The organism is Mobiluncus sp., from assembly GCF_985070215.1.
This window is the reverse complement of the sequence record NZ_CFKZQR010000001.1, coordinates 1-26,076: the sequence shown is the minus strand read 5'-3', so window position 1 is coordinate 26,076 and position 26,076 is coordinate 1. Positions and strand designations below refer to the sequence as shown.

General features: G+C 57.5%; 23 protein-coding genes and 1 riboswitch. Of the genes, 18 read left to right on the top strand and 5 right to left on the bottom strand.

All coding sequences use genetic code 11. From position 1 onward, the window contains the following. Positions 1-44 precede the first annotated feature (44 nt). Positions 45-1,019: a cation diffusion facilitator family transporter gene (locus AC5LBQ_RS00115; RefSeq protein WP_493264249.1), complete on the top strand. Its 975-nt coding sequence runs from the start codon at positions 45-47 to the stop codon at positions 1,017-1,019. Between the two features lie 171 nt (positions 1,020-1,190). On the opposite strand, the gene AC5LBQ_RS00110 is transcribed toward AC5LBQ_RS00115, so the two are convergent. Further along, complete coding sequence (locus AC5LBQ_RS00110) at positions 1,191-2,588, bottom strand: sodium-dependent transporter (RefSeq protein ID WP_493264248.1); 1,398 nt, start codon at positions 2,586-2,588, stop codon at positions 1,191-1,193. A 251-nt stretch (positions 2,589-2,839) separates the two neighbouring features. On the opposite strand from AC5LBQ_RS00110, the gene AC5LBQ_RS00105 reads away from it, so the two are divergent. Then, positions 2,840-3,103 (top strand): GlsB/YeaQ/YmgE family stress response membrane protein, encoded by a 264-nt coding sequence (locus AC5LBQ_RS00105; RefSeq protein WP_297590833.1) that lies wholly within the window; start codon positions 2,840-2,842, stop codon positions 3,101-3,103. Positions 3,104-3,165: 62 nt separating this feature from the next. Next, positions 3,166-4,428 (top strand): formate-dependent phosphoribosylglycinamide formyltransferase, encoded by a 1,263-nt coding sequence (gene purT / locus AC5LBQ_RS00100; RefSeq protein WP_493264247.1) that lies wholly within the window; start codon positions 3,166-3,168, stop codon positions 4,426-4,428. Between the two features lie 327 nt (positions 4,429-4,755). On the opposite strand, the gene AC5LBQ_RS00095 is transcribed toward purT, so the two are convergent. The 3 genes from AC5LBQ_RS00095 to AC5LBQ_RS00085 form a co-directional block, all read right to left on the bottom strand. Further along, positions 4,756-6,120, bottom strand: coding sequence for a PFL family protein (locus tag AC5LBQ_RS00095; protein ID WP_493264246.1), 1,365 nt, complete (start codon positions 6,118-6,120; stop codon positions 4,756-4,758). Positions 6,121-6,204: 84 nt separating this feature from the next. After that, positions 6,205-6,474, bottom strand: a complete 270-nt coding sequence (locus AC5LBQ_RS00090; RefSeq protein WP_307741258.1) for an ACT domain-containing protein — start codon at positions 6,472-6,474, stop codon at positions 6,205-6,207. Between the two features lie 94 nt (positions 6,475-6,568). Next, the gene (locus tag AC5LBQ_RS00085) at positions 6,569-7,297 is read right to left on the bottom strand and encodes a FadR/GntR family transcriptional regulator (RefSeq protein ID WP_295028766.1); all 729 of its coding nucleotides are present in this window, start codon (positions 7,295-7,297) and stop codon (positions 6,569-6,571) included. A 233-nt stretch (positions 7,298-7,530) separates the two neighbouring features. On the opposite strand from AC5LBQ_RS00085, the gene AC5LBQ_RS00080 reads away from it, so the two are divergent. The 9 genes from AC5LBQ_RS00080 to nagB all read left to right on the top strand — a co-directional run bounded on the left by AC5LBQ_RS00080 (position 7,531) and on the right by nagB (position 17,966). Next, the gene (locus AC5LBQ_RS00080; protein WP_307741257.1) at positions 7,531-9,132 is read left to right on the top strand and encodes an ABC transporter substrate-binding protein; all 1,602 of its coding nucleotides are present in this window, start codon (positions 7,531-7,533) and stop codon (positions 9,130-9,132) included. A 166-nt stretch (positions 9,133-9,298) separates the two neighbouring features. Then, positions 9,299-10,294: an ABC transporter permease gene (locus tag AC5LBQ_RS00075; protein WP_282921254.1), complete on the top strand. Its 996-nt coding sequence runs from the start codon at positions 9,299-9,301 to the stop codon at positions 10,292-10,294. A gap of 4 nt (positions 10,295-10,298) precedes the next feature. Next, positions 10,299-12,395, top strand: a complete 2,097-nt coding sequence (locus tag AC5LBQ_RS00070; RefSeq protein ID WP_295028761.1) for a dipeptide/oligopeptide/nickel ABC transporter permease/ATP-binding protein — start codon at positions 10,299-10,301, stop codon at positions 12,393-12,395. After that, positions 12,392-13,246 (top strand): ABC transporter ATP-binding protein, encoded by an 855-nt coding sequence (locus AC5LBQ_RS00065; RefSeq protein ID WP_295028759.1) that lies wholly within the window; start codon positions 12,392-12,394, stop codon positions 13,244-13,246. The genes AC5LBQ_RS00070 and AC5LBQ_RS00065 overlap by 4 nt, the downstream gene beginning before the upstream one ends. A 37-nt stretch (positions 13,247-13,283) precedes the next feature. Further along, on the top strand, positions 13,284-14,195 hold the full coding sequence (locus AC5LBQ_RS00060; protein ID WP_493264245.1) for a dihydrodipicolinate synthase family protein: 912 nt from the start codon (positions 13,284-13,286) through the stop codon (positions 14,193-14,195). A gap of 10 nt (positions 14,196-14,205) precedes the next feature. Beyond that, positions 14,206-15,147 (top strand): ROK family protein, encoded by a 942-nt coding sequence (locus tag AC5LBQ_RS00055; RefSeq protein WP_493264244.1) that lies wholly within the window; start codon positions 14,206-14,208, stop codon positions 15,145-15,147. A gap of 46 nt (positions 15,148-15,193) precedes the next feature. Continuing rightward, positions 15,194-15,898 carry an N-acetylmannosamine-6-phosphate 2-epimerase gene (locus AC5LBQ_RS00050; protein ID WP_307741254.1) on the top strand — a complete coding sequence of 235 codons (705 nt, stop codon included), beginning with the start codon at positions 15,194-15,196 and terminating at the stop codon, positions 15,896-15,898. Positions 15,899-16,000: 102 nt separating this feature from the next. Next, complete coding sequence (gene nagA / locus AC5LBQ_RS00045) at positions 16,001-17,122, top strand: N-acetylglucosamine-6-phosphate deacetylase (protein ID WP_493264243.1); 1,122 nt, start codon at positions 16,001-16,003, stop codon at positions 17,120-17,122. Positions 17,123-17,174: 52 nt separating this feature from the next. Next, the gene (nagB, locus tag AC5LBQ_RS00040; protein WP_493264242.1) at positions 17,175-17,966 is read left to right on the top strand and encodes a glucosamine-6-phosphate deaminase; all 792 of its coding nucleotides are present in this window, start codon (positions 17,175-17,177) and stop codon (positions 17,964-17,966) included. A gap of 273 nt (positions 17,967-18,239) precedes the next feature. Here the strand turns inward: nagB and AC5LBQ_RS00035 are convergent, their stop codons facing one another. Then, on the bottom strand, positions 18,240-18,860 hold the full coding sequence (locus AC5LBQ_RS00035; RefSeq protein WP_493264241.1) for a cadmium resistance transporter: 621 nt from the start codon (positions 18,858-18,860) through the stop codon (positions 18,240-18,242). Between the two features lie 211 nt (positions 18,861-19,071). Beyond that, positions 19,072-19,249: riboswitch (Lysine riboswitch) on the top strand. Between the two features lie 96 nt (positions 19,250-19,345). On the opposite strand from AC5LBQ_RS00035, the gene AC5LBQ_RS00030 reads away from it, so the two are divergent. The 6 genes from AC5LBQ_RS00030 to AC5LBQ_RS00005 all read left to right on the top strand — a co-directional run. Continuing rightward, complete coding sequence (locus AC5LBQ_RS00030) at positions 19,346-20,215, top strand: transporter substrate-binding domain-containing protein (RefSeq protein WP_295027715.1); 870 nt, start codon at positions 19,346-19,348, stop codon at positions 20,213-20,215. A 36-nt stretch (positions 20,216-20,251) separates the two neighbouring features. Continuing rightward, a complete protein-coding gene (locus tag AC5LBQ_RS00025; protein WP_295027714.1) occupies positions 20,252-21,163 on the top strand; it encodes an amino acid ABC transporter permease in 912 nt (303 codons plus the stop codon). Beyond that, positions 21,160-21,921, top strand: coding sequence for an amino acid ABC transporter ATP-binding protein (locus tag AC5LBQ_RS00020; protein ID WP_298634424.1), 762 nt, complete (start codon positions 21,160-21,162; stop codon positions 21,919-21,921). The genes AC5LBQ_RS00025 and AC5LBQ_RS00020 overlap by 4 nt, the downstream gene beginning before the upstream one ends. Positions 21,922-21,995: 74 nt before the next feature. Next, the gene (locus tag AC5LBQ_RS00015) at positions 21,996-22,976 is read left to right on the top strand and encodes a helix-turn-helix domain-containing protein (protein WP_295027712.1); all 981 of its coding nucleotides are present in this window, start codon (positions 21,996-21,998) and stop codon (positions 22,974-22,976) included. Then, positions 22,977-24,977, top strand: coding sequence for an ABC transporter transmembrane domain-containing protein (locus tag AC5LBQ_RS00010; RefSeq protein WP_493264240.1), 2,001 nt, complete (start codon positions 22,977-22,979; stop codon positions 24,975-24,977). After that, on the top strand, positions 24,974-26,076 hold a 1,103-nt coding region (locus AC5LBQ_RS00005; RefSeq protein ID WP_493264239.1), incomplete at its 3' end, for an ABC transporter transmembrane domain-containing protein. The genes AC5LBQ_RS00010 and AC5LBQ_RS00005, both read left to right, overlap by 4 nt.

Sequence of the window (26,076 nt, the reverse complement as noted above, 5' to 3'; positions counted from 1 at the left end):
AGGGCGTAGCCGTAGCTCACGCAGAAAACACAGGAAGGAAGCTTATGCAGCGTCATCAGGAAGGTCAGGAGTCCAGCGATCCCCACGAGCCGCACGGTTCGGGCGGCCATTCGCACACTCATACTCACTCTCACAAGGCCGGTCGTGGGCAGCTCCGGGCAGCGCTTGCGGTGACCTTCACGGTGTTGCTGGCAGAGGTCGTGGGGGCGGCTCTGACCGGTAGCTTGACCCTGCTGGTGGACTTGGGGCATATGCTCACCGATTGCGCGGGTCTGACTTTTGCGCTGGTGGCAGCCAGCTTGCAGCAGCGTCCGGCGACGGATCGGCTCACGTGGGGGTGGCGGCGTGCCGAGGTCATCTCGGCAGCTTTGCAGTCCCTGCTGCTGATTTGCATCGGTGTGTTTGCGTCCATCGAAGCCATCAAACGCCTGATAAATCCCGAAAATATTGAGGACCAAGCGCTGCTGGTGGTGGGCATTATCGGCTTGGTCGGCAACCTCATTAGCCTGACCATCCTGTTGAGTTCCCGGCAGAACAACCTGAACCTGCGCGCCGCGTTTCTGGAGGTTCTGAACGATTCCCTTGGTTCCGTAGCGGTTATCATTAGCGCGGTGGTGATGCTCCTGACCGGGTGGACCCAGATTGATTCCGTGGCGGCGCTGGTCATCGCCGCGCTCATCGTGCCTCGGGCCATCATGATTTTGCGCCCGGCGGGGGCAATTTTGCTGGAATCTACCCCTCGGGATTTGGATTTGGACCAGGTCCGGGCGCACCTGTTGGAGCTGCCTCACGTTTTAGCCGTGCATGACCTGCACGCCTCCGCGGTTTCCTCGGACCTGCCGGTGCTGAGCGCCCACGTGGTGCTGGCTGACGAATGCTTCCATGACGGGCACAGCCTCGAGATTTTGAGCGAAATTGAGAACTGCCTGCAGAATCATCACGGTATCTCGATTTTTCACACCACAGTCCAGTTGGAACCGGCCTCACGCGCCCAGCTGCACCGCGAAACCTGGCACTAAATCCTGCCCCACCAGGCTTAATAGGGAAATTGTGAACGCTATAGTACCAAATTCGTGGCGGCTTTAATCCTAAATTTGTGGCATCTATAATCAGTAAACTGTGGCGCTGGGAGCAGTGACGGGATGCCCGTTGCGTTCACCATGAACGGAGATATTCCGGAGCTAAAATCCCTAGAATGCGACCTTGCCGATGAGAGCGATGGCGCACAAAATGATGGCCAGCGGCACATAGACGAAACGTCCCACCGATAGCCAGAAAGTCCCGCGAGGCCGCGCGGCTCCCCGATTAATCGCCGCTAACAATTCGTCCTTCTTCATGACCCAGAACCAGGTGATAGCGCCCACGCTCGCTCCGAGCGGAATGATGTAGATGGAAACCAAATCCATCCACGGGCCCCAGGAGCTAATCGCTTCCATGCCCAAGCCCGCTCCGAGCGCCAGTACGCACAAGCCGACCAACACGACTGTGCGGTTTAGGCGCGGGAACCGGTGCAGCAGCGATTCGCCCACGGCTTCAAACATATTTTGCAGTGAACTGACCCCGGCGAAAATCATGGCGACATACAGAATCACCGCGAACAGCTGACCCAGTGGAATATCTTGCATGATGGCGGGCAGGGTCACAAACAGCAGGCCTGGCCCGGCTCCGACGTCAGTGTTATAAGCGAAACACGCGGGAATAATGACCAGAGCTGCCACCACTGCCGCGAGAGTGTCAAAGAAACCGGTGCGCTGCGAAACTTTCACCACGTCCTCGTCATCGGGCAGGTAAGCGCCGTAGACAATCATGCCACTGCCGGTAATCGAGAGGGAAAAGAACGCTTGACCCATCGCCCACACCCAGACAATAGGGTTGATGAGGGCCTCCCAACGCGGGGTCAACATAAACACATAGCCCTCGATAACGCCCGGCATCAGAGCCACGCGAATTGCCAAAATCACAAAGATGATAAAGAAAACCGGCATCATGATGCGGTTAGTTTTTTCGATACTTTTCGCCCCGAGGAACAGGGTAATCAACGTCCCCACTACGACGATGATGTGGAACGGCACGACCGAGAAACCGGTTCCAGAAAAAGAATCAAACCATTTTTCGGTATCAGTTTTCATCAGTGTCCCGGTCAGGGAATCGAACAGCGCTTTGCAAACGTAGGCCACAATGACGGCGTATCCAATCGCGATACACAGCGAGCCTGCCAAGGGCAACCAGCCCAATGCACTTCCGACCTTGGCTGCCCGGTTCCCACGGGTGGCCCAGGCGGACCGGTAAGTTCCCAAGGTACCGGTGCGGGCACGCCTGCCGTTGGCGAACTCGGCGGGCAGGCCCACGTAGGTGAACAGTACGACAAAGAAAATATAGATGAGCAGGAAAGCGCCCCCGCCATTATTCCCGAGCTTATAGGGGAAGCCCCACACATTAGCCATGCCCACGGCGGAACCTACGGAGGCCAGCACGAAACCCCAGTGGGTAGCGAAACGGTGCGCGGTCTGTGCTCCGTGGTGGCTGGGCCCAGTAGCGGTGTTGTCTGTCACTACGGGCGGTTCGGAGGGGGAGGAAGGGGTCGTCACAAGGTTTCCTTAATCTAGCTCAGAATCCGGTGAGGCGGGTTCATGCCACAGTTTTCCCTTATCGTAGTCGAAAGGGTGGCGAAACTGAGAATTCTCTAGCTTATGGGAAAGGCTGGGGACGAGCGGGGGCGCTATAAAAGCCGCCGCAGTCGCACGCGAACAAACTCCCTGTTCAGCGCCTCACGGGAGGTTTTGATAGCCTGAAAAGGCCGATTCCGAATCTGGAACGGCCATAAAGAAAGGATAAATTTATGGGACAGCTCATTGGAATTATTGTGACCGGCGCGGTGATTGGCGCTTTGGCGAGACTATTTAAACGCGGTGAGCAGCCTATCGGCATCCTGTGGACCATCATCCTCGGGGCGCTCGGCGCCGGTATCGGCGGCTGGCTGGTTAAGTTGTTCGGCTACACCAATGCCAACGGCGGCGTGCAGTGGATTCAGTGGATTGTGTCGATTATCGTCGCCATGATCCTCATCGGTATCTATATGGGTGCTACCGGGAAAAAGAAATAACACCACCCCGTGCTGCCTAAAGGCCGGCAAAAGTCGCGGCGGGGAAAAGCTAGGATAGATTCATGAGCGATTTCCCACTGACTTTTCCGGTAAAAATCTTGCTGCTCGGCGCGGGCGAGCTGGGCAAAGAACTGACGATTTCCCTGCAGCGACTGGGCTGCCAGGTCGTCGCTTGCGATTCATACGCGGGGGCGCCCGCCATGCAGGTCGCCACCGAATATCGCTTGTTGGACATGACTGATGCCGAGGCCCTCGAGGCCGTGATTGCGGCTGTGCGTCCTGACCTCATTGTTCCTGAAGTCGAGAAACTCGCCTCCACCGCGTTGGTTGCGGCCGCGGGGGAGGGGACGCGAGTCGTACCTTCCTCACGAGTGGTGGAACTGACTTTTGACCGCCAAGGCATCCGCACCCTGGCCGCCACGACAGCAAACGTTTTGACCTCGCCTTTTGCTTTCGCCGACTCGTTGGCGGCACTGCAGGAGGGAGCCGCAAAGGTCGGGTTTCCCTGTTTCGTGAAGCCCACCATGTCCTCATCGGGGCATGGCCAGTCTCGCGTGGAGCGTGCCGAGGACCTGCCCGCCGCCTGGGAGGAGGCCTGCTCCGGGGCGCGTGCCGATACCGGGCGGGTCATCGTGGAGGGCGAAATCGCTTTTGACTACGAAATCACCCTGTTGAGCGTGCGCCACCTGGATCCTGACAATCCGACTCAGGTTCGCACCAGCTTTTGCGCGCCAATCGGACACCGGCAGTCCTCCGGGGATTATGTGGAATCCTGGCAACCCCAAGCGATGAAACCTGAAATCCTTAAGAAAGCCCAGGTCACTGCCCAGAAAGTTCTCGATGCGCTGGCAGCCGACACCGCGCGGGCGGCCGCGGCGAGCGGTGAGTCCGCAAATGCGGACGCCGACAATCCGATGCTGGGCATTTTTGGGGTCGAGATGTTCGTCAAAGGTGAGGACGTGTACTTCTCGGAACTCTCCCCACGCCCCCACGACACCGGCATGGTCACCATGATTACCCAGCCGCAAAACGAGTTTGACCTGCACGCGAGGGCAATTTTGGGGCTGCCTGTGGACACGGCCATGTTCCCCGATGTCAGGGCCGGAGCTTCGGTTCCCCTGAAGTCTCCCGTCGAGTCCGACCAGCCGCGCTACACAGGTGTGGACGCGGCCCTGCAGGTCAGTCCGGACGCGCAGCTGAGAATCTTTGGCAAGCCGGTGGCTCACGTGGGCAGACGCATGGCCGTGGCCCTAGCGACCGGGGTCGACACCGACCAGGCGCGCGCGAAAGCCCACGAGGTCATCGGCAAGGTCACCATTCACTAGGGGTGAGCGCGGCTTTTCCTCTGGGCTTCGCAGGAGCGCTAGCGCGTTTCGGGGTCCGTGGTCAGATGCCTCGCGTGCTTTCTCTCGCTCTTAATCACCGCCTTGAGCTTCTGCGTGAATCCTTGAGATGACGCGACTTTCGGGTAGCTAAGCTGTGAATTGCAGGGCCGTTAGGCCGTGAATTGTGGGGGCATGATGGAGGTGTGTTGGTCAGAGTCACGGTTTCCATGACGCCTGGGCAGCTGAGTTGACCGGTCAATACAAATTTTATTTCGTGCGCGGAAATAAACCCGCGCGGCGTCACAATTTGTTGAAAACCTGCGGAAATCAGTTTCTAAAGGAATGCACCGGGGCGGGAATCCGCCCGCCGCGAGCCGCGAAATCGGCGGAGGAAAATTGGGAAACTTCCATCACCGGCGCCCACCCCAGCAGGCCTCCAAAGTTGGCGCTGTCCCCCACGCCCTTGCCTGGAACCGGTATGACCCGTACCGCGGTAGTCTTGCCCGAAGCGGTGCCTATAGCGGCCTCATCAGCGATTAAACCGGTAATCGTAGCGGGGCTGGTGTCGCCGGGAATCGCAATCATGTCCAGGCCCACCGAACAAATCGCGGTCATGGCTTCGAGTTTTGCCATCGTGATGGAACCGTGCTGCACGCCGTGAATCATATTGATGTCCTCCGAAACGGGGATGAAAGATCCCGACAAGCCGCCCACCATCGAGCACGCCATCAGTCCGCCCTTTTTCACCGCGTCATTGAGCAAAAACAGTGCGGCGGTAGTGCCCGGCGCGCCGACTGCGCAGACGCCCATTTCTTCCAGAATCGCCGCCACGGAATCGCCGACTTCCGCCGTAGGAGCCAGCGACAAATCCACGATTCCAAAAGGTACGGACAGGCGTTGCGCCACGGTCTGCCCCACCAGCTGGCCCATTCGGGTTATCTTAAATGCCGATTTTTTGATGGCTTCGGCGCATTCCTCAAAAGGGCGCCCCCGCACCGTCTGCAAGGCGCGCTGCACCACTCCTGGCCCAGAAATCCCTACTGAAATGACCGTATCGGGCTGGCTGACCCCGTGAAACGCTCCGGCCATGAATGGATTGTCGCCCACCGCATTGGCGAACACGACCAGCTTTGCCGCCCCAATCCCGTCAGCCGCGGCGGTCGCTTGTGCTGTATCCACGACCACCTGACCCATGCGTCGCGCCGCCGACATATTGATACCCGTGCGGGTAGAACCGATATTGACCGACGAACACACGATATCCGTGCTGGCCAGAGCCTCGGGAATGGAATCAATCAGGGCCAGGTCGCTGTGTGTGGCCCCCGCCTCGACCAACGCGGAATACCCGCCCACGAAGTCGACCCCGACAGCTTTACCGGCGCGATCCAACGCTTGCGCAAAGGGCAGCGGGTTTGAAGTGCGGCAAGCGGCCGCCACCAGGGAAATCGGCGTGACCGAAATCCGCTTGTTGATAATCGGCACCCCGAACTCCCGCGACACCTCGCCGGCGGTCGCCACCAGGCGCGATGCGGCCTTGACGATACGATCCTCGATACGAGCGCAGGCGCGCGCCACGTCAGAATCGGCACAATCCAGCAGCGACAGCCCCATCGTGACGGTGCGCACGTCCAGTTTGTCCTCGGAAATCATCTGGATGGTTTCCATGATTTGTCGCTCGGTGTCTAAACTCATTGTCTTGCTCCAATAGGGGATTCAGAAGGGTTCCCGGTCATCTTCCGGGGCGGATACGGGGTTCGTGATGGGGATAGTGGGCGATTACAGGGTGTGCATGACGTTGAAAATAGCTTCAGATTGCACCCGGATTTCCAGGTTCTGGGAATGTTCCACCTCAGTCATGGTCTCCTGCAAGTTCGTCAGGGAGGTGGGGGCGTCGTCCAGCTCCAGTTGCATAATCATCGTGAAGTACGAACCCATCAGGGTCTGGGAAACGTTGGTGATATTGGCGTTCTGGGCGGCGCAGGCATTGGCTACCGCCGCAATAATCCCGGTGTGGTCGATTCCGGTTACAGTCATGATTGCTTTCATGGCTCAATTATGCCCTCCCTGCGCCGCTCAGTTCGGTAAAAGTAGGCGGAGACAGTGGTGTTGTGCCGGATTCTCGCGAAATGCATTGAGGGTTTTAGGTCAGGTGCAGAGTCTGTTCAACTGGTGCATAGTGTTGCATGACGGCCTGACGGTAGGCGTGAACGTCACCGTTGATGGCAGCATTGAGCATAGCCCGGTGAGATGTCGCGGTGGTGATGAGGCTTTCCGTAGAAGGAGTACCCAATTGGGGAAGTGAGGCAACATTGACTTTCCAAAATGACCCCACTAGCTGGCGCATCACCTCATTGTCGAGCAGCGCTAAGATTCCGTCGTGAAATGCGTAATCTTCATCTGAAAACAGTTTGCCTGCTTTGGCTCGCCGTTCCATCAACTCCACCAGAGTTTCCAGACCCGGTTGAGGGATGCCTTTGAGGGTGTCACAAACCTTTTGAGCCATGCCTAAATCAAGGTAACGGCGAACCTTCACGATTTCGCGCAATCCTTCCAGGTTATTTCGGCTCATCATAACGGTGCGGAAAGCCAAGGTTTCCACCAGCGGCGACATGGACAGCGAACCGACGAAAGCGCCGATTCCGCGGCGAACTTCCACAATTTGTAATGCTTCTAAACGCCGTAAAGCCTCTCTGACCGAGGAGCGCGAGACGTTGAGGATTGTGCATAGATCAGATTCGGAGGGCAGACAATCCCCAGGTGAGAGATTGTTTTGGGTGATGTAGTTCTTAATTTTTTCTGAGCTGTCCTCAACGGCAGTGCTTCGAGTTTTTCGGAGCTTCTTTGCTGGTGAACCTGTTTCTGAAAGCATGATGGAACTATAGCAGGTTATCAGACAGGCTATAGGGTATATCAGTATAACATCACTATTTAGAGAATTGTGAACGACTGTTCTGGTGCGAAAAAACGTTGTGATTTCAATAGAATTCAGTGAATTTTCAGAAAATCATTCAAAATGCTTGTCAGACAAGTTGTATCCTGTTACTCTTGTAGGTAATCCAGTTCGCAAGGATTAACTACTACTCAATGAGGAGAGCAACGAAAATGACATCCCCCTTTAAGAAACGTCATCTGTCTGGCCTGGCGGCATTTGCAGCTGCTTGCGCCCTGACTCTGAGCGCTTGTGGCGGAGGCGACGCGCCGAAGGACAACGCTGGAGACAAACCGGAAGCTGGCCCCACCGGCACCCTCAACGTGTTCGCGGCTTATGACACGACTAACTGGCACCCTCTAAACACCTCCTCAGCTTTGGCTGTCGGGGCGAACCTGCAGGTAGTAGAGGGTCTTTACGAGTTTGATTACTCTGATTTCACAGCTCATAAGGCTTTGGCAAAAGACGATGAGCCGACCAAGATCGACGATACAACTTACGAAGTCGCGTTGCGTGACGGAGCCAAGTTCAGTGATGGAACTCCCGTTACCTCTGAGGATGTCGTGACTTCCTACAAGCGCATCGTGGACGGCGAAAAGGACTCTAGTGGAACCGATGTGACCAGCCCCTACGCGGCTTTCATCACTTTCATTGATTCCATCGAAGCCAAAGATGACACCACGGTGACGATTAAACTCAATCAGCCGATGGAATTCCTCAAGACACGTTTGGCTGACATCAAAGTCGTTCCCAAGGACTCCACCTTTGATGACATGACTTCCAAACCGGTTGGTTCAGGCCCCTACAAGTACGATTCCATCACCGATACCACGGTGGACATGTCGGTCAACGAGAACTACAACGGACCGAACCCGGCCACGGTGGAAAAGATTCACTACGACTGCAACCGTGACTCTAACGCTCGGCAAACCGCGGCTTTGGATGGCACCACAGATGTCGTCGAAGCTGTCGATCCCTCTGGCATTTCTGATTTGGAAGCTGCTGGATGGAAGGTCGAAGGCGCGACTGGCTATGGTATCGGCATGATTGTGTTCAACACCACAAAGGCGCCGTTCAACTCCAACAAGACTCGTCAGGGCGTGCTGACCGCTATCGACAAGAAGACCCTGATTGATACCGCTTTGGTCGGAGCCGGTACGGAACCGGATTCTTTCTTGCCGGAATACAACCCGATGCACAAGAAAGCCGCAACTCAGTTTACTTTCGACGCGGATAAAGCCAAGTCCCTACTTAAGGAAGGCGGCGCGGAAGGCGCGACTGTTAACGTGCTGACCACCACCGATACCTGGATTGCCGCTATGGGCCCCCAGATTAAACAGAACCTGGAGGCAGTGGGCTTGAAGGTACACCTAGACAGCAAGGCTTCCGGCGACGTGTGGAATAACAACGTCGCTCAAGGAGACTTTGACATCGTTATCGCTCCTGGCGATGCCTCGGTGTTCGGTGCCGACCCCGGCATTCTGACTGCGGGATGGTTCTACAGCCCGTTGTGGATGGACGAACGTTTCCGCTTGAGCGAGTCCGACCCGGCTGCTGCTAAGGCCCTGGTTGACGCGATGGATGCTGCCGGTAAAGCCACTGGCGATGATGCCAAGACCGAGTGGGGCAAGGTGCAGGACGCCATCGCTGAACAGGCGGCAATGTACCCGCTGGTGTTCCACACTCTGTACACCGGTTACAAGGAGGACAAGGTCAGCAACCTGACACCCATTGGGGTAACTGGCCTGCAGCTTATCGGCGTAACGGTTAAGTAACCCGCGCCGCCCCAGAGTTTGTCGGGAGGGATGCTTTCCCTCTCGCGGGAACGCCCTCCCGACAAACCTGTGCCACTCATCTTTAGTTACGGGACAGACCCACGGCGAGGCGCTTGGTCCACCCAGAAAAAACCTTTCCGATAACTCCTAAAAGGAGTGAAAACTTGTGAATAACCTGCTTCGACTCATCGGGCGGCGATTGATTGCCTTGCCAATTATGGCAATTGGGGTCACGCTGCTTGTATTCTTCCTGATGGAGCTGTCGCCTCTGGATCCTGCTTGGATGGCTTTGGGTGACAACGCTTCAGACCCCGGCCAAGTAAAGGCTTTCAATGTTTCCCACGGATACGTCATCGATGACGGAAGCCCTACTGGCAAACCTATTCCCGTGCTGGTGCGCTACTTTAACTACCTGGTCGCTCTGTGTCACGGTGACTTTGGCATTTACGGCGTGGGCACGTCCCACCAGGTCACTGACCTGATTGCCCCGGCGCTGCCGGTGACTTTGCAGCTGACTTTCCTGGGCCTTTTTATCGCGGTGCTGATTTCTTTCCCGCTGGGCGTTTTGGCTGCTATCTATCGTGACCGTTGGCCTGACCAGGTCATTCGTGTTCTGTCGGTTATCTTTATCGGCACTCCTAGCTTCTGGCTGGCGACCATGCTGGTGCTGTGGATTCTCGGTTCTTTCAAAGGAATCCTGCCAGTTTCAGGGCCGGTCCCGGGATTCTTTGATGACTTTGGCGGGTGGTTGACCCGTATGTTACCCCCTGCAATAGCGCTGGCCACCCCCGTTATCGGTCAGATGACCAGAGTGGTGCGAACCTCGGTGGTCGAAGAACTCGATCGTGACTATGTGCGTACCGCGCTCGGCGCTGGAATCCCGAAACCCGTCGTCATCGGACGCAACGTTTTGCGTAACGCTTTGATTACCCCGGTGACGGTCTTGGGCCTGCGGGTCGGCTATCTGATGGGCGGCGCGGTCGTTATCGAAATCATCTTTAACATGAGGGGCATGGGTCGCGTCCTCGTGGACGGCATCACCAAGAGTGAGGTTTCCATAGTCCAGGCTGCGGCCCTGGTGGTAGCTTTGGCGTTCATTGTGGTCAACATCATCGTGGACATGCTCTACCTGTTGATTAACCCCCGGATTAGGTCGGTGTAGTGCTATGACGAGTCAAACAAAGAAACTTGTTACCGCGGTCGAATCAGGGAAAAAGATTCGTTTCCGGCGTTGGAACAACATGTCGGTCAGTGCCCGGATTGCTGTCATTGTGCTGCTGGTACTGGCGCTTATCTCGGCCTTGGCTCCGTTGTTGGCTCCCTACTCCGCCAGTTTCGTCGATACCGATGCGATGGCGGCGGCGGTGAAGGCGACGCGCAGCAAGGAATCAGCTCCCAGTATGATTCACCTGTTCGGCACCGATTCTGCGGGACGCGATGTATTGTCCCGGCTGCTGTTAGGTGGGAAATACTCCATGATTATCGGCTTGTCCGCGACCTTTATCGCCCTGGTCATCGGATCCATTATCGGTTCGGTTGCGGCCGTGGTTCGCAAATGGATTTCGGAAGTCATCATGCGCATCATGGACATCATCATGGCTGTTCCTGGCATCGCTATGGCGGCGGTTATGGTTCTGGTCTTTAGCGGGATATTTCCTCCCGGCAATAGAGTCGGCTTGGTTACAGTCATCATTATCGCAATTGCTTTCGTTTATATTCCGCAGCTAGCTCGAATTGTGCGCGCTAACGTCATGTCCGCTTACGGTGAAGACTACGTGCGGGCAGTGATTGTTTCCGGCGCCAGAGCTCCCTGGATTTTGACAAAGCACGTGGTGCGCAACACCGCGGCTCCGGTCCTGGTTTTTGCCACGGTGCTGGTGGCAGACGCTATCATCCTAGAAGCCTCCCTGACCTTCATCGGCACCGGCCTGAAGTCTAGCTTGGTTCCCACCTGGGGTAACGTCTTGTCTGATGCCTCCACGAACGGCTCCATCAACCATGGCGCCTGGTGGACAGCGCTGTTCCCCGGCTTGCTCATCATGATTACCGTGCTGTGCTTGAACATTCTCTCAGAAGGCATCACGGACGCAATGGTGGCAGCCCCGGCTTCAGCTCCGGTAAAGGTCGAACAAAACACCGCCGACCGCGAAGCCGACGCCCTCCTGCTCGACCCGCGCCGCGCTTACCAAGAACAGGCCGAATCATTGCGTGCCCGCCTCGACGCGCTGCGCGAAGTTGAGCAAAAGCGCCAAGACCGCATGCAGGACAACTTCACCGGTGAACCGCTGCTGGAAGTGAAAGATTTGTGCATCAAGTTCCCGCGCCATGGCGATGTGAACGTGGTCGACCACGTATCTTTCGCCGTACGGCCGGGAGAAACGATGGGCCTGGTCGGAGAATCCGGCTGCGGCAAATCGATTACCGCCCTGACGATTATGGGCCTCATTGACCCGCGGGCAGAAATCTCCGGCGAAGCGTTCTACCAGGGCAAAGACCTGTTCAAGATGACGCGGAAGGAACGCCACGCCCTGCTGGGTCACGAAATGGCCATGATTTACCAAGATGCCCTGTCCTCATTGAACCCGGCGATGCTCATCCGGTCACAAATGAAGCAGCTGACCAAGCGCGGCGGCACCCGCAGCGCCGAGGAACTGTTGGAATTGGTGGGATTGGATCCGAAACGAACGTTGGATTCTTACCCTCACGAACTTTCCGGTGGGCAACGCCAGCGCGTTCTGATTGCGATGGCTCTGACTCGTGACCCCCAGCTGGTTATCGCCGACGAGCCCACCACGGCACTGGACGTGACCGTGCAAAAGCAGGTCATCGACCTGTTGAACGAACTGCGTAACAAGCTCGGTTTCGCCATGATTTTCGTGTCTCACGATTTGGCTTTGGTGGCCGAAGTCGCCCACAAGATTACCGTCATGTACGCCGGTCAGGTGGTGGAACAGGCTCCGACCGCCGAGCTGCTGGAGAATCCGACTCACGAGTACACTCGCGGCCTGTTGGGTGCGGTGCTTTCTATCGAATCCGGTTCGGGGCGTCTGCACCAGGTTCCGGGGACTGTTCCTTCCCCACAGGACTTTACGGTGGGCGACCGGTTCGCGCCGCGTTCCTCGCACCCCGAATACGGCGCGGACATCCCGCTGGAGTTCGAGTTGGTCGGTCCCGAGCACGTCTATGCCGCCCTTCCCAATAAGGAAGGGGTCTATCAGCGTGCACCCCGATATGTTCCGAATGGAAAGGAGGAACAATCATGAGTGAGGCTATACCTGCTGAAACAGATGCTCAGAGCCTGATTTCTGACCCGGACACTCCCATCATCGAACTGAAAAACGTTGAAGTGACGTTCAAAGCCCGGACCGGTTCACTCTTCCGTCCCAACCACGTCCACGCGGTGCAGGGAGTGGACATGAAGATTATGCCCGGCAAGGTGTTGGGTATTGTTGGCGAATCCGGTTGTGGTAAATCCACTACCGCCAACGTCATGTGCGGGCTGCAGGTGGCGACGAAGGGCCAGGTTTTCTTTATGGGCAAGGACGTTACCAAGCGCAGCGCCGCTCACCGGCGCCACATTGGTTCTGTCGTGTCCGTGGTGTTCCAAGACCCTGCAACCGCCTTGAATCCGCGAATGACAGTGCAGGATCAACTAGCTGATCCGCTGCGTGTCCATAAGATTGGCACCGAAGAAACTCGGGATAAACGGGTGCGGGAATTGCTGGGGTTGGTAGGTTTGCCGCTGTCAGCTCTCAATGCCCTGCCCGGTCAGCTTTCCGGGGGGCAGCGGCAGCGTGTGGCTATCGCCCGTGCCCTGTCCCTGCACCCGAAAGCCATCATCGCTGACGAGCCCACGTCCGCCCTTGATGTTTCCGTGCGTGCCCAGATTCTGAACTTGCTGTCTGACCTTAAGAAAGAACTGGGGTTAGCGATGGTGTTTATTTCGCACGACATTCAAACGGTGCGCTACATTTCGGATCGCATCGCCGTGATGAACGCGGGCAAGGTGGTCGAGGAAGGCGACGCAGACACCCTTCTGAACCACCCATCGGACCCCTATACTCGCAAGCTCTTGGGGGCCGCGCCATCCCTGCTGCATCCGCAGTTGGATTAAGCACTGGCAGCCGGACCAAAACAGAGGAGAATGAGGTATGTCTAAAAAAATTAGCGGCATTGTCCCGCCCCTAACCATCCCGTTAAAGGGCGGCGAACTCGATGTGCCTTCGTTGGAACGGCACATTAACCGCCTGATTGCAGCCGGTATCGATGGCTTGTTTGTCCTGGGATCGTCGGGAGAAGTGGCGTTTTCCACTGATGAACGCCGTGGGCAAATCCTCTCTGAATCCAAGCGTATCGTGGCTGGTAGAGTCCCCATTATGGCGGGGGTTATCAGCACGGAGACGGAACGGGTCGTGGAGCACATTCGCCAAGCCGAAGACATCGGGGTCGATGCAGTGGTCGCTACCGCCCCGTTCTATGCCCTGCAAGGGGTGCGGGAGATTCGGCGGCACTTCGAAATCTTGCGAGAAAGCACGGACCTGCCCATTTGGGCATACGACATTCCCGCATGTGTCCACTGGAAGTTGCCCAATGACCTGGTGATGGACCTGGGCAAAGCCGGGGTTCTCAGCGGGGTTAAGGATTCTTCTGGCGATGATGTCGGCTTCCGTTTCCTCTCTCGATTGAACGTCGAGGCGGGACACCCGCTGCAACTGCTTACCGGTCACGAGGTCGTGGTGGACGGGGCGTATCTGTCCGGTGCGGACGGCTGTGTGCCTGGCTTGGGCAACGTCGATCCGGACGGCTACGTGCGCCAGTGGAAAGCCGCCCTCGCTAAGGACTGGGAGACTGTCCGCAAGGAACAGGACCGGCTGGCAGATTTGATGACGATTGTCCAGGTCAAAGACGTGCAGGGCTTCGGTGCCGGAATCGGTGCGTTTAAGACTGCCTTGCAGCTGCTGGGGGTATTTGAGTCTAACGAAATGCCTCGTCCCGTGGCGGCTTTGAGCGGAGAAAACGTAGAGCACGTGCGCCGCGTCTTGCAAAAAGTCGGATTGTTGTAGGAACCCGGATATGACCACGGATTACGTCATCGCTATAGACCTCGGCGGCACGAAAATTGCTGCCGCCCTGGCGGATCGGGATGGCAATCTGAGCCTACCTTGCCGGGTGGACACGCCCGCTCACAAGGGCGGCGCGGCCGTGGTCGGAGCGATTAACGCCTTGGTGGGTGAGATCCGCTCGCAGGCTCACAAGGACGGCATCGACCGGATTGTGGGTGTCGGGATTGGATCAGCCGGGGTCGTCGACCTGGCGGGGCAGCGGATTATTGCCTCCACTGATGCGATTCGGGGCTGGGCCGGTACCGAGGTCGTATCGCTGGTGGAATCAGCGGTGAATCTGCCCGTCACTTTGGAAAACGATGTTAATGCTCATCTGCGTGGAGAAGCCTGGAAAGGTGCGGGAGCCGGGAAAAACTACGTCGCCATGATGGCCCTGGGGACCGGTATCGGCGGAGCCCTCATGATTAACGGGGAAATCCTGGTCGGTCCGCACGGAACCGCCGGTGATTTCGGACACCTACCAACTTTGCTGCCTACCAAACGGGCCTGCACGTGTGGACGCGGCGTGCCACATCTGGAAACCGTGGCATCGGGACCGGGGTTGTACGCCTGGTACTTGGAAAACGGTGGAGACCCGGCCGTCGGCGGCGCTCGTGAACTGGAAAAACGCGCTCTGTCAGGGGATGCGCTGGCTGCGCGCATTTATACGGAAGTAGCCGCGGAAACCGGGCGCGCTCTGGGATCTATCGTCAATACGGTTGACCCGGAAGTCATGATTGTCGGGGGAGGCCTGGCTAACAGTACGGACATCTGGTGGAAACCTCTACGGGCGGCTTACCAGGAACAGTTGGTGAACATTCTTCGCGAGGTGCCGCTGGTGAAAGCGACTTTGGGCAATGCGGCTGCCCTGGTGGGGGCCGCGAAAAAGATTTGGAACCGGGTGGATGGCTGAACGAACCCGGCGCGAGACTGCGCGCCAACTACGGAAGGGGAAGTAAATGAATGCACAACGTCAAGCGGTGATTGATGCCATTAAGGGGCGGCTAATTGTCAGCTGTCAGGCATATCCGGGAGAGCCGATGCGGCGGTCTGATATCACCGCCGCGGTGGCACAGTCAGTTGTGGCGGGAGGAGCTGCCGCGGTGCGCGTCCAGGGGATAGCGGACATCGTGGCGTGCCGTCAGGCGGTGGAAGTGCCACTAATTGGACTCATTAAGTTTGGTCACGAGGGGGTTTACATTACGCCCTCGATTGCTCACGCACGTGCCTGTGCCTTGAACGGCGCGGATGTCATCGCTATCGATGCCACTTTGCGTGAACGGGGGGAAGGTGAGACTTTCGCAGATGCGGTGAGCGCGATTCACGAGGAATTTCCCGGGGTGGCAATCATGGCTGACTGCGCGTCCGTTGAGGACGCGAAGGCAGCTGAACAGGCCGGAGCGGACTTCATCGGCACCACCCTGTCCGGTTATACTCCCGGATACCAATATGCCCGCGCCGCGACTGCGGGACCCGACTTCGATTTCATTGCGGCAGTCTGCCAGTCAGTCCACGCCCCAATCGTGGTGGAAGGCCGGATTCACAGCCCCCAAGACCTCGCCAAGGTTTACCAATACCCGATTCACGCGGCGTGCGTAGGCACTGCCATCACTCACCCGTGGCGTCTCACTGAATGGTATGTAGACAAACTACCGAAAGCCTAGCTGCGTGGGACGCTACCTGTCTCCATTCACGGGGAAGGCTACTGGTGCAGGAGCATACGTCTCACAATTCTTGCGGACAAACTGAGAGGAAACCGGAACAACATGACAATCTATCGCGCAGACACGTTATTCGATGGTAACCAGGTCCTAGGACCCGGGGCAGTGCGGGTGGAAAACGACCGTATCGCTGAGGTTTTCAGCGGGCCGGCAGCCGCACAAGTCCGGGCCGATGTGGATTTTGGGACGGCTATCCTCGCCCCCGGATTTGTTGACATTCACTCTCACGGCGGCGGGGGAGAGGCTTTCACTAACGGGGTTGAAGCGGCCCGTACCGTCATCGCCACCCACCGTAACGAGGGTACGACTTCCATTATGGCCAGCCTGGTCACGGACACTTTGGACCACTTGGAATCCCAGATTCAGGATTTGGCGCCGCTCTATGATGCCGGCGAAATTTTGGGCGTCCACTTGGAGGGTCCGTGGATGGCAGAGGAATACAAGGGAGCCCATGACCCCAAGCTGCTGCGCGACCCGGCTCTGGACGAGGTCCAACGCTTGTGCCAGGCTGGTCCGGTTAAAATGGTGACCCTCGCTATTGAACGTCGCGGCGGGTTGGAGGCCGTGCGCTGGCTGGTGTCACAAGGAATCATTGCCGCTCCAGGACATATGAACGCCGACTACGACACGATGAAAGCTGCTCTGGCCAACGGGGCGCAGAACGTTACTCACCTGTTCAACGCGATGAAACCGATCCATCATCGCCAGCCTGGGCCGATTGTGGCCGCCTTGGAAACGCCGGGATTGCCGGTAGAAATCATCGCTGACGGCGTACATTCCCACCCTGCCACCGTGAAGTTCGTGTTTGATGCTAAAGGGCGGGACACAGTCTTGGTTACTGATGCGATGGCGGCTGCGGGCTCGCCGGACGGAGATTACCTGTTGGGGCCCCTCGAGGTCGAGGTTCGTGACGCGGTGGCACGTTTGAAATCTAACGGATCCATTGCCGGCTCCACCCTAACCCTGTCCCGAGCGATACGATTTGCAACTTATACCGCAGGTGTGGATATTTGGTTGGCGCTTCATGCCGCTACGGCTCGCCCCGCGGCCGTGTTGGGCGCAACAGACATTGGGGTGTTGTCGCCGGGGACGTACGCGGACTTGGTAGTTGAGTCGAGCGCCCTACAGGTGCAACACGTGTTTCGCCGCGGTCAGCAGGTGCGGTGAGGTACGACTCGGAGCTTAGCCGGAAAATCGAAGACAACGGAAGGTATTCATCATGGAAATCATTATTAAACCAACGGCACAAGAATTGGCGCTGGTCGCCGCTGAGGCCATCTGCGAGGTTTACGCGGACAGTCCCGCTGCCGTGCTGGGGGTGGCGACGGGCTCCAGCCCGCTGCCGATTTATCAAGAACTTTCGCGCCGGGTTAAGTCAGGGAGTCTGTCTCTAAGCCGTGCCCAGGCTTTCCAGCTCGATGAGTATGTGGGACTGCCTCAGGATCATCCCGAGGCTTATCACAACTTTATTCGTCGTGAGTTTGCCGATATCACGGATATAGATCCGAATGCGGTATATGGGGAAGACGGCCTGGCTGCCGACCTGTTAACGGAGTGTCAGCGCTATGAACAGGCCATTGTTGATGCCGGCGGAATTGATATACAGATTTTAGGTATCGGAGCGGATGGGCATATTGCGTTCAACGAACCCGGCACGTCCTTAAAGTCCTTGACGCACCCCGCGGTGTTGACTGCCCAAACCCGCCGCGACAACGCCCGATTCTTTGACGGAGACATTGATAAGGTGCCTCGGCACGCGCTTACGCAAGGGGTGGGCACCATCTTGCGGGCGCGAAAAATCCTGCTCATTGCTACTGGCTCTAACAAGGCTGACGCGGTTCGAGACATGGTGGAGGGTCCGGTCTCTATCTCCTGCACCGGTTCGGCTTTGCAGCTGCACAACAATGTTAAGGTCCTGCTGGACGAGGCAGCCGCCGCGAAGCTCGAGCGCCTGGATTTCTATCGTGAGATTTATGCCAATCGTCCCCAAGGGGCATGGCTGGGGCTGTAGCCCAAGCAACATGCCAATGACCCCTTGTCGTGGATAGGAGTATCGGGCCGAACACCCGCCGCTTACCCTCGCCGAGCCGTGCGACGTATGATGAAGTCAAGCTGCCACACGATTCCACTATCAGTTGGCGCCATCGATTCGTTTGCCCTTTTTCAATTTTTTATGGCATCGTCCAGCGGCAGAAACATTTGCTTCCGCATCTCTGCGGATAAAAGAGGTGCTGGTAGTGGTTTGCGCTGGGGACACAAAGCTGGCCGGATAAACGTGCGCCGCCTAGAGCCATCCGGCGAGGATGAGCACCCCGAGCAGGATAAGCACACTCGGAAAGAGCACCGCCTCGAATCGTTCCAGGACCTCCGCGAGCCCTAAACGTCCGGTAATGAACCACGCCAGAGCCAACAGCGCACCCGCCAGCACCAGAAACACCGCGCAGAACATAGCGACTTGCCACCAGGCCGACAAGGCAAAAACCGGCAGATAAACACCGACTTCGTCGCCTCCGTTCGCGATGGTGACCAGGGCGACCGCGCCAACACTGACGTTTTTCCCTTTTAGTTGTGATTCTGCTTCGTCCTCGTCCTCAGATTCTTGAGCCTGCAAGCGCTCCCGGATTTCGCAGACTGCGGCTTTCAATCCTAGTGCCAGCGGTATCAGACCCAGCAGATGCAGCTGCGCCTCGGGTATGACGAAACCGGAAATCAGGTTCAGGATCACGGTGGCTGCCAAAATAGCGCTGAAACCGAGGTATTGACCTGCGCAGATACGCAACGTTGTGCCGGGGCGCTGGTGACCGTGGACAAACCATAAGGTCAGCAGCATCAAGTGGTCGATGTTAGTGACCACGAAGAGCACGAATGCTTGGGCGAGAGTGGAAAGAATCAGGGAAGCGTTCACGTGTCAATTATCACCGAAAGGTGTTCAACCGATAAAGTCAACATCACCCCGCAGTAACCTACCGGCGACCGGCCGCACCGAACTTGTGCATAGGCCGAGGATGCCGAACCGCTCAATCGAGCCTGAGAGAGACGCTAACGGTAGCGGAACTTCGATTTTTACTAACTTTTTTGCACCTTTCGCCCCAGAGCCCTAGACTGGAAAGCAATAAAAGCATGACGGAGGCGCAGCCGACATCATTAGCTTCCATCAGGGCAGGGAAATCCCTTCGGGAGGCCCGGAAGTGAAAGGGGAGGCTGCCGAGGACGTGAACCATTCCCAAGGGGAAACGTCCGGGCGGGCGGACAATATCCGTTCGACTGTCGCTACTGCGGAGAGCTGTCATGACGCATACGCGCAAGGTATGGGGTCATGGAGCATGGCCCCTTTTTTGGTGCTATGTTCGAGCTTTCGAAAGTTGTTTGCAACGATTGAAAGGACTAATGATGAACAAGATACTGAGTGGTGCGGCCCTACTAGCTGCGGCTTTTTCCCTCGCCGCGTGCGGGGCAGGTTCCGCGGCTGATAACGCAGCTGGTGAAGGCGGGGCGATTCCTGGCCTGGAGGACGGTGTTTTCACCGTTGGTATGGAAGCTGCCTACGCTCCCTACAACTGGGCGCAGCCCGATAAATCTAATGATGCGGTACCCATCAAAGATTCTGCCTTGTACGCTAATGGCTACGATGTGATGACCGCCAAACAGATTGCGGATGCCAACGGCTGGAAGCTCGAAATTAAGCAGCTGGAGTGGGATTCCCTGATTCCGGCGGTGCAATCCGGCGAAATTGATGCCGCGATTGCGGGCCAGTCCATGACTAAGGAACGCGAGGAAACCGTGGACTTTGCCGGGCCGTACCTGTACGCCCGCATCATTGTGCTGACCAAGGCTGATTCTAAGTATGCCAACGCGAAAGGCTTGGCTGACCTGGCGGGAGGTCGGACCACCAGCCAAACCGGCACTGTTTGGTACGACACGTTGATTCCACAAATTAAGGGCGCCAAACGGCAGTCGCCCGCCGAATCCGCTCCGGCGATGCTGGTGGCTTTGGAAACCGGCAAGGTCGATTATGTGGTCACCGATATGCCTACCGGTCAAGGGGCTATGGCTGCTTATCCGGATATGAAGATTTTGGACTTCCCCGACGATGGCGACGACTTCCAAGTTTCGGATGAGGACATTAACATCGGCGTGTCCGTTAAGAAAGGCAACACCGCTCTGAAGGATGCCATCAACAAGGCCCTGTCCGGCAAGACCGCCGATGACTTCGATGCCATGATGGCCGATGCGGTAAAGATTCAGCCCCAAGAGGATTAATCCGCCAATCGCACTGGAACACGTCAGGAGAGAAAAATGTTGTGGACACTGTGGCAGGACATCATAACGCTGCTGAATAAGTATGGCGGCGTGTACTTGACAGGTATCGTCAACACGGTGCTCCTCGCCACTATCGCCACCTTGCTGGGCTGCGTAATCGGTTTTGCCTGCGGGATTTTGAACACAATTCCGCATCCTCCAACCGATCCCCTGCCCAAGCGGGTGATTTTGGCGATTATCCGGGTCATCATCAGGATCTATGTGGAAGTGTTCCGTGGCACTCCGATGATTTTGCAGGCGGTGTTCATCTACTACGGTCTGCCTTACTTCACGAATAATGCGTTGCAGTTCCAGTCCATGTGGGGAGTATCGATTTTCGTTGTCTCCATTAACACCGGCGCCTACATCGCGGAATCTGTGCGCGGGGGCATCATCAGCGTCGATCCGGGTCAAACCGAGGGCGCCAGGGCAATCGGCATGACCCACTTCCAGACCATGCTCTATGTCATCTTGCCCCAGGCTCTGCGCAACCTGCTGCCGCAAATCGGTAACAACTTCATCATCAATATCAAAGACACTTCGGTCATGTTCATCATCGGGTTCTCGGAGTTTTTCTCAGTTCACAAGATGGTGTCGGGTGCCGTTTTCAAGTACTTTCCTTCCGCGACCATCGAGATGGTGGGGTATTTGACGTTGACTCTGCTGTCCTCTTTCCTGTTGCGGAAACTGGAAAAGAAGATTGATGGTGACGATGCTTACGAACTGCTACCCGGTGCGGCGGGCGAGGAACAGAGCGATTACGAGCTGATGAATGAAGATCAACTTGTGATGGCTGCCGGAAACTACACCTTCCCTGACCCCGCCAAGCGTCCGGCGCGAAAGGGAAAGCCCGCCGGGAAACCAGCGTCAGACAAACCGGCACGCCCCGAGGGAGGACAGAACTCATGAGCGAATCGAACACCGCGGTGAACACCAACGACGAAATCATCACAGTCCGTCACCTCTCAAAGTCTTTCGGCACTCACGAGGTCTTGAAAGACATCGACTTTGCGGTGCGGCCGGGGGACGTGGCATCCATCATCGGGGCGTCCGGCTCCGGGAAATCGACCTTGCTGCGCTGCATCAATTTGTTGGAAACTCCCACCTCGGGCGAAATTCTCTATCACGGGACGAACATCCTGGACCATTCCATGAAAAAGGCGAAATATCGGTCAAAAGTAGGGATGGTGTTTCAATCATTCAACCTGTTCAACAATATGACCGTGCTAAAGAACTGCATGATTGGTCAGATGAAAGTCCTGGGTCGATCCCGCGAGGAATCTCGGGAAAAGGCCTTGGAGTATCTGGATAAAGTCGGGATGAGCCCCTTCCTGAACGCGAAACCGCGGCAGTTGTCCGGCGGACAAAAGCAGCGGGTTGCCATTTCTCGTGCCCTGGCGATGGATCCGGAAGTCCTGTTGTTTGACGAACCGACCTCGGCGTTGGATCCGGAAATGGTCGGCGAAGTCATTGACGTCATTAAGAAGCTGGCCCAGGAAGGGATGACGATGCTGGTGGTGACCCACGAGATGGCTTTCGCCCGCACGGTCAGCAAGAACGTGGTATTTATGGCAGACGGGGTTATCGCTGAGCAAGGTCCCCCCGAGCAGCTGTTCCAACACCCGCAGCGGGAACGGACTCGCGATTTCTTGGCGCGTTATCTCTGACTGCCGCACCACGTCACGGGTAATTGTCCAGCAAAACTATTCCCTCATATACACTTCTGGAGTATAATTTTGTCATGGAACAGAAATTTATGGCGTTACGCGATTTGCGGCCCGGTGCGTTTTTGCGTCTGCGCCGCAACGTGTTGGGGCTGACTCAAGCAGAACTGGCAGGGATATCCGGAGTTCCCCAGTCCCACATCAGTGCCTTTGAGAACCACAAGCGGCGCATCTCTGTTGCTGAGGAAACTGCCTTGGCAAAAGCGGTCAGCGTACCGGCGCACACCTTGATGAGTATGAAGCGCCACGTGGTGCGCGGAATCTTTTCGCGATACGGGTACGACGATATTTTTATGTTCGGGCCTGTCTCGACCGGTCAAGACGATGCGTTTACACCGATAGATTTCCTGGTCAGCACCACAAAATCCCTGGGGATGCTGGATTTGGTTGGCTTGCAAAATGAACTTGAAAATGCGCTGAGCACCACGGTCTACGTGTCCGTCGACACCGGCTGGGGCAACGCGAAAGTTGATCGATTCCCCCGTGAAGTCACGAAGCTCGATGAAAAATTGCAGTTCCAGCCACTGCTGGTGGATTTATACCGAGCCGGGAATGTTTTTTCACCGCGAGAGATTGAAGAATATCCGTATTTTCAGAAGTGGGGATTCCCCAAGTCCTTCTTCCCCTACGATGTGTCCGCCGCCCGGTGGCGAGTGGATGACATGTCTCGGACGCTTGACGTGGGCATGGGCATCGCCTCCGGGGACCCAAAAGCCTTTATAGCAAAGACTCCGGCGGGGGTGCAGTCGCGTTTCGCGGCTTATCACTCTATTGCGGTGCTGGTTGAATCAGCGGCCAAAATTCATTCCGATGTCAAGGAAGCCAACCCCGGCATTCCGTGGGCAATCCTCAGCGGACTGCGCTACCGACTTCTGCAAACCGCCGACGAAATCGACGCAAGTATTGCTTGGACCACTTTGCGTGAGGATTTCCCCAAAATTCTCGATGCTCTGGGCGCTGTGACATACCCTGGTAGCGGCACCGAGGCGACTGCATAAGTGGAAGATAACGCCCGTGCGCGCCATTTTTTACAACATCGCGCTGCCGAAGAACACGTCACGCTGCCGCCCCTGCTGAAAACCCCACGCACCTGGCACTGGCCGCTGTGCAGCCCCCAGAGTGAACCTGACGTTTACCCCGCTGACCCCCACCACTATGCCAGAAAACTCGTTCTTTCTATGGGCGGTGTACTGGCACTTGGCTCACTGGTGACGGGGTTAAACTACGTAGTTTCCGTCAGCGTACCCTGGGCGCTGGGAATGGTGCTGGACGCGGGGCTAGAACAGGGTTTTACCAGGGAACTCTGGATTCGGTTGGCGGTTCTGACCCTGGTTATCCTGGGTGTGGCGCTGACTCAAATGGCAGGACAGCTCACTGAGATTGCAGTCCAGATGAACGCGGTGGCAACTCCTGCCCGGGTGGCCGGTCGAAAGTTAGCTCTCGATGGGCGCGCTGTGAACCGGGAATTGGAATCCGGTGACGTGGTTACCTCGATGCTCACAGACGTGGACCGGATTGGCCAGGCGGCGCTGTGGATTCCCGAAATGGTGGGGGCTTTGCTCTCTGCCATCATGATTCTGGTCATCATGTTTCTCACCTCGCCGCCTCTGGCCTGGACGGTGCTCATCGGGTTGCCCATCGTCACCCTGCTGATAGGGCTGTTAGGCAAACCGCTGCAGCGGCGGCAAACCGAGAACCGCGATGAACAGGGCAAGCTCACGGAAATCTCGGCTGATGCGGTGGCGGGGCTGCGAGTCTTGCGTGGCATCGGCGGCGAGGACGTGTTCGGATTTCACTATCAGCAGCAATCGGCTCGCGTGCGTGACGCGGGGATTCGAGTCGCCCTGCCCGCGGCGCTGCTGGGCGTGCTGCGTTCGGTCATACCCATGCTGTTCACCGCCCTGGTGGTGGGCATCGGGGCGATGCTGTATTTTCATGATGAACTGTCAGTAGGCAGTTTGGTCGCGTTCTTTGGGTTTTCACAATTCTTGCGCAACCCCATCGTGGTTGCCACCCGGTCATTGGAAGAATTCACCAGAGCTTGGGTCGGAGTTCGCAAACTCGCGCGGATTCAAGGCGTGACCTCCCTGGTGAGCGAGGATATGGCGGAAGTCTCCGGGGAAGCGCCGCACCAAAATGCCTCATCGCAATCACAGTGGCGGGAAACGGATTTTGCTCTGGCCCACCTCACCGACACGGTCAGCGAGGTAACGGTGGAGCCGGGCCTGATTACCGGCCTGGTCTGCGCCAATCCTGACGCCAGCGCAGCGATAGCCCGGCGCCTGGCACGCCAAGAGGACAGCACGCAACCGACCCTTCTGATTGATGGAACTGACGCGAGGACGCTACCCCTCGACCTGGTGCGCCGCTCCATCATCCTTTCAGATACCGACCCGCAGCTTTTTGCCGGAACCTTGCGAGACCAGGTGCGCGGGGCAAATTCGCCGGAGCCTCGCGAACGGGGGGTGCGCGAACTCGTGTGGCGCGATGTCATCGAGAACGCGACCCGGCAGGAGGACTCGCTCATCGTTCCCGAAGTTGATGAGCGCGATTCGCAATGGTTGGCCGCGCTGCACGTGGCGGATGCCGATGATGTGGTGGAATCCGTCAATGGCGGCCTGGACGGAGCGGTGGCGGAAAAAGGGCGCACTCTCTCGGGCGGTCAGCGCCAACGCGTCGCCCTAGCTCGCGCGGTAGCCGCCAATCCGGCGGTGCTGGTCACTATTGAGCCGACTTCCGCGGTCGATTCGCACACAGAATCGCGGGTGGCCCAGCGTTTGGCGCAAGCGCGGCACGGGAAAACCACCGTCATCGTCTCGGCGTCAGTGCTGGTGTTGGAACATTGTGATGAAGTCATTGTGCTCGACGATGCAGGTCGGGAAATCGTCCGCGGCTCGCACCGGGAGCTTCGGGAAAAAGCTCGGTCGGGGGACCCCGCGGCCATGCCGTACCTGGCTATTATCAACCGCTCGGTGCAAGGCGGGGGTGAGCCGTCATGAAACTGCCTCTGGCCAGCGGAAAATTGGTGGTGCGAGGGGTCAAAGACCTGATTCACGACTATCGTGGCGCGATTGGGTCAGTGGTGGGGCTGCAGCTGGTGTCGTCCCTAGCGGGAGTGACCCTCCCGTGGCTGCTGGGACGCATCATTGACCGTATTCAAGCCGGGGTGGCCAGCCGCGACTGGGTTGGCCAGCAGATGGTGATTGCCCTGGTAGTGGTGGCAGTGGCGGCGATATTTTCGTTCCTGGCGGAATATCGTGCCCGGGTGATGGGCGAGCGGATTTTTGCCCACCTGCGTGACGGCTTGGTCGACTCTGTCATTCACCTGCCTCTGTCGACTGTGGAAAGTGCGGGCACCGGCGACTTGGTGGGACGCACTACGCGAGACATTGAACGCCTGCAATTCATGATTCGCCAGGGTATCGCGGCGATTCTGATGATTACCACAACGTTGGTGGTGACGTTCGTGGCGGCGTTTCTGACTTCCCCGCTGTTGGCATTCGTGCTGCTCATCGGGCCACTGGGGGTGTGGCCGCTGATGGCGTGGTATTTGCCGCGGACGGTTCCCGCCTACCGGTCTTCAGCCCGGTCTTGGGCGGATTTGTCCGGTTCGGTTGCGGAAACTCTGGATCAGGCGGACACGGTTGACGCTCTGGGGCTGTCAGGGAAACGGATTGCCCAGCTCGATGTCATCATTCGCGAAATCTGGCGTCAGGAACGCTACAGTGCCTGGATGCGTTCCTGGTTGTTCATGGGTATTGTGTGCGCCACGCTGTCTCCCTTGATAGTTATTGTGTTGCTGGGAGCCTGGCTGGTGCCCAACGGAGCCTTGACTATTGGAGCCGTTTCTACGATTGCGCTCTATGCCTATCAAGTGCGCGGGCCGGTGTGGGAAGCGACTTTCTGGGTAGACGTTTCCATGGAGGCCTACACTTCACTGGCCCGGATTTTTGGTGTCGCACAAGTCGAGCCGGACCGGGAAGCCCGCGCCCACGCGCCCGCCGGTACGCCCGCGATTGTGGCTCCGGGCGGTTGCTACGCCCATCATTCGGGGCGAAAAGGGCTGCCCGAAGTGTCTCTGGGAATTCGCGGGGGGGG

Bases quoted from the DNA above. Each gene is read 5' to 3' on its own strand.
- AC5LBQ_RS00115 (WP_493264249.1), top strand. From the start codon at position 45: ATGCAGCGTCATCAGGAAGGTCAGGAGTCCAGCGATCCCCACGAGCCG.
- AC5LBQ_RS00105 (WP_297590833.1), top strand. From the start codon at position 2,840: ATGGGACAGCTCATTGGAATTATTGTGACCGGCGCGGTGATTGGCGCT.
- purT (WP_493264247.1), top strand. From the start codon at position 3,166: ATGAGCGATTTCCCACTGACTTTTCCGGTAAAAATCTTGCTGCTCGGC.
- AC5LBQ_RS00095 (WP_493264246.1), bottom strand. From the start codon at position 6,120: ATGAGTTTAGACACCGAGCGACAAATCATGGAAACCATCCAGATGATT.
- AC5LBQ_RS00090 (WP_307741258.1), bottom strand. From the start codon at position 6,474: ATGAAAGCAATCATGACTGTAACCGGAATCGACCACACCGGGATTATT.
- AC5LBQ_RS00085 (WP_295028766.1), bottom strand. From the start codon at position 7,297: ATGCTTTCAGAAACAGGTTCACCAGCAAAGAAGCTCCGAAAAACTCGA.
- AC5LBQ_RS00080 (WP_307741257.1), top strand. From the start codon at position 7,531: ATGACATCCCCCTTTAAGAAACGTCATCTGTCTGGCCTGGCGGCATTT.
- AC5LBQ_RS00070 (WP_295028761.1), top strand. From the start codon at position 10,299: ATGACGAGTCAAACAAAGAAACTTGTTACCGCGGTCGAATCAGGGAAA.
- AC5LBQ_RS00065 (WP_295028759.1), top strand. From the start codon at position 12,392: ATGAGTGAGGCTATACCTGCTGAAACAGATGCTCAGAGCCTGATTTCT.
- AC5LBQ_RS00060 (WP_493264245.1), top strand. From the start codon at position 13,284: ATGTCTAAAAAAATTAGCGGCATTGTCCCGCCCCTAACCATCCCGTTA.
- AC5LBQ_RS00055 (WP_493264244.1), top strand. From the start codon at position 14,206: ATGACCACGGATTACGTCATCGCTATAGACCTCGGCGGCACGAAAATT.
- AC5LBQ_RS00050 (WP_307741254.1), top strand. From the start codon at position 15,194: ATGAATGCACAACGTCAAGCGGTGATTGATGCCATTAAGGGGCGGCTA.
- nagA (WP_493264243.1), top strand. From the start codon at position 16,001: ATGACAATCTATCGCGCAGACACGTTATTCGATGGTAACCAGGTCCTA.
- nagB (WP_493264242.1), top strand. From the start codon at position 17,175: ATGGAAATCATTATTAAACCAACGGCACAAGAATTGGCGCTGGTCGCC.
- AC5LBQ_RS00030 (WP_295027715.1), top strand. From the start codon at position 19,346: ATGAACAAGATACTGAGTGGTGCGGCCCTACTAGCTGCGGCTTTTTCC.
- AC5LBQ_RS00025 (WP_295027714.1), top strand. From the start codon at position 20,252: ATGTTGTGGACACTGTGGCAGGACATCATAACGCTGCTGAATAAGTAT.
- AC5LBQ_RS00020 (WP_298634424.1), top strand. From the start codon at position 21,160: ATGAGCGAATCGAACACCGCGGTGAACACCAACGACGAAATCATCACA.
- AC5LBQ_RS00015 (WP_295027712.1), top strand. From the start codon at position 21,996: ATGGAACAGAAATTTATGGCGTTACGCGATTTGCGGCCCGGTGCGTTT.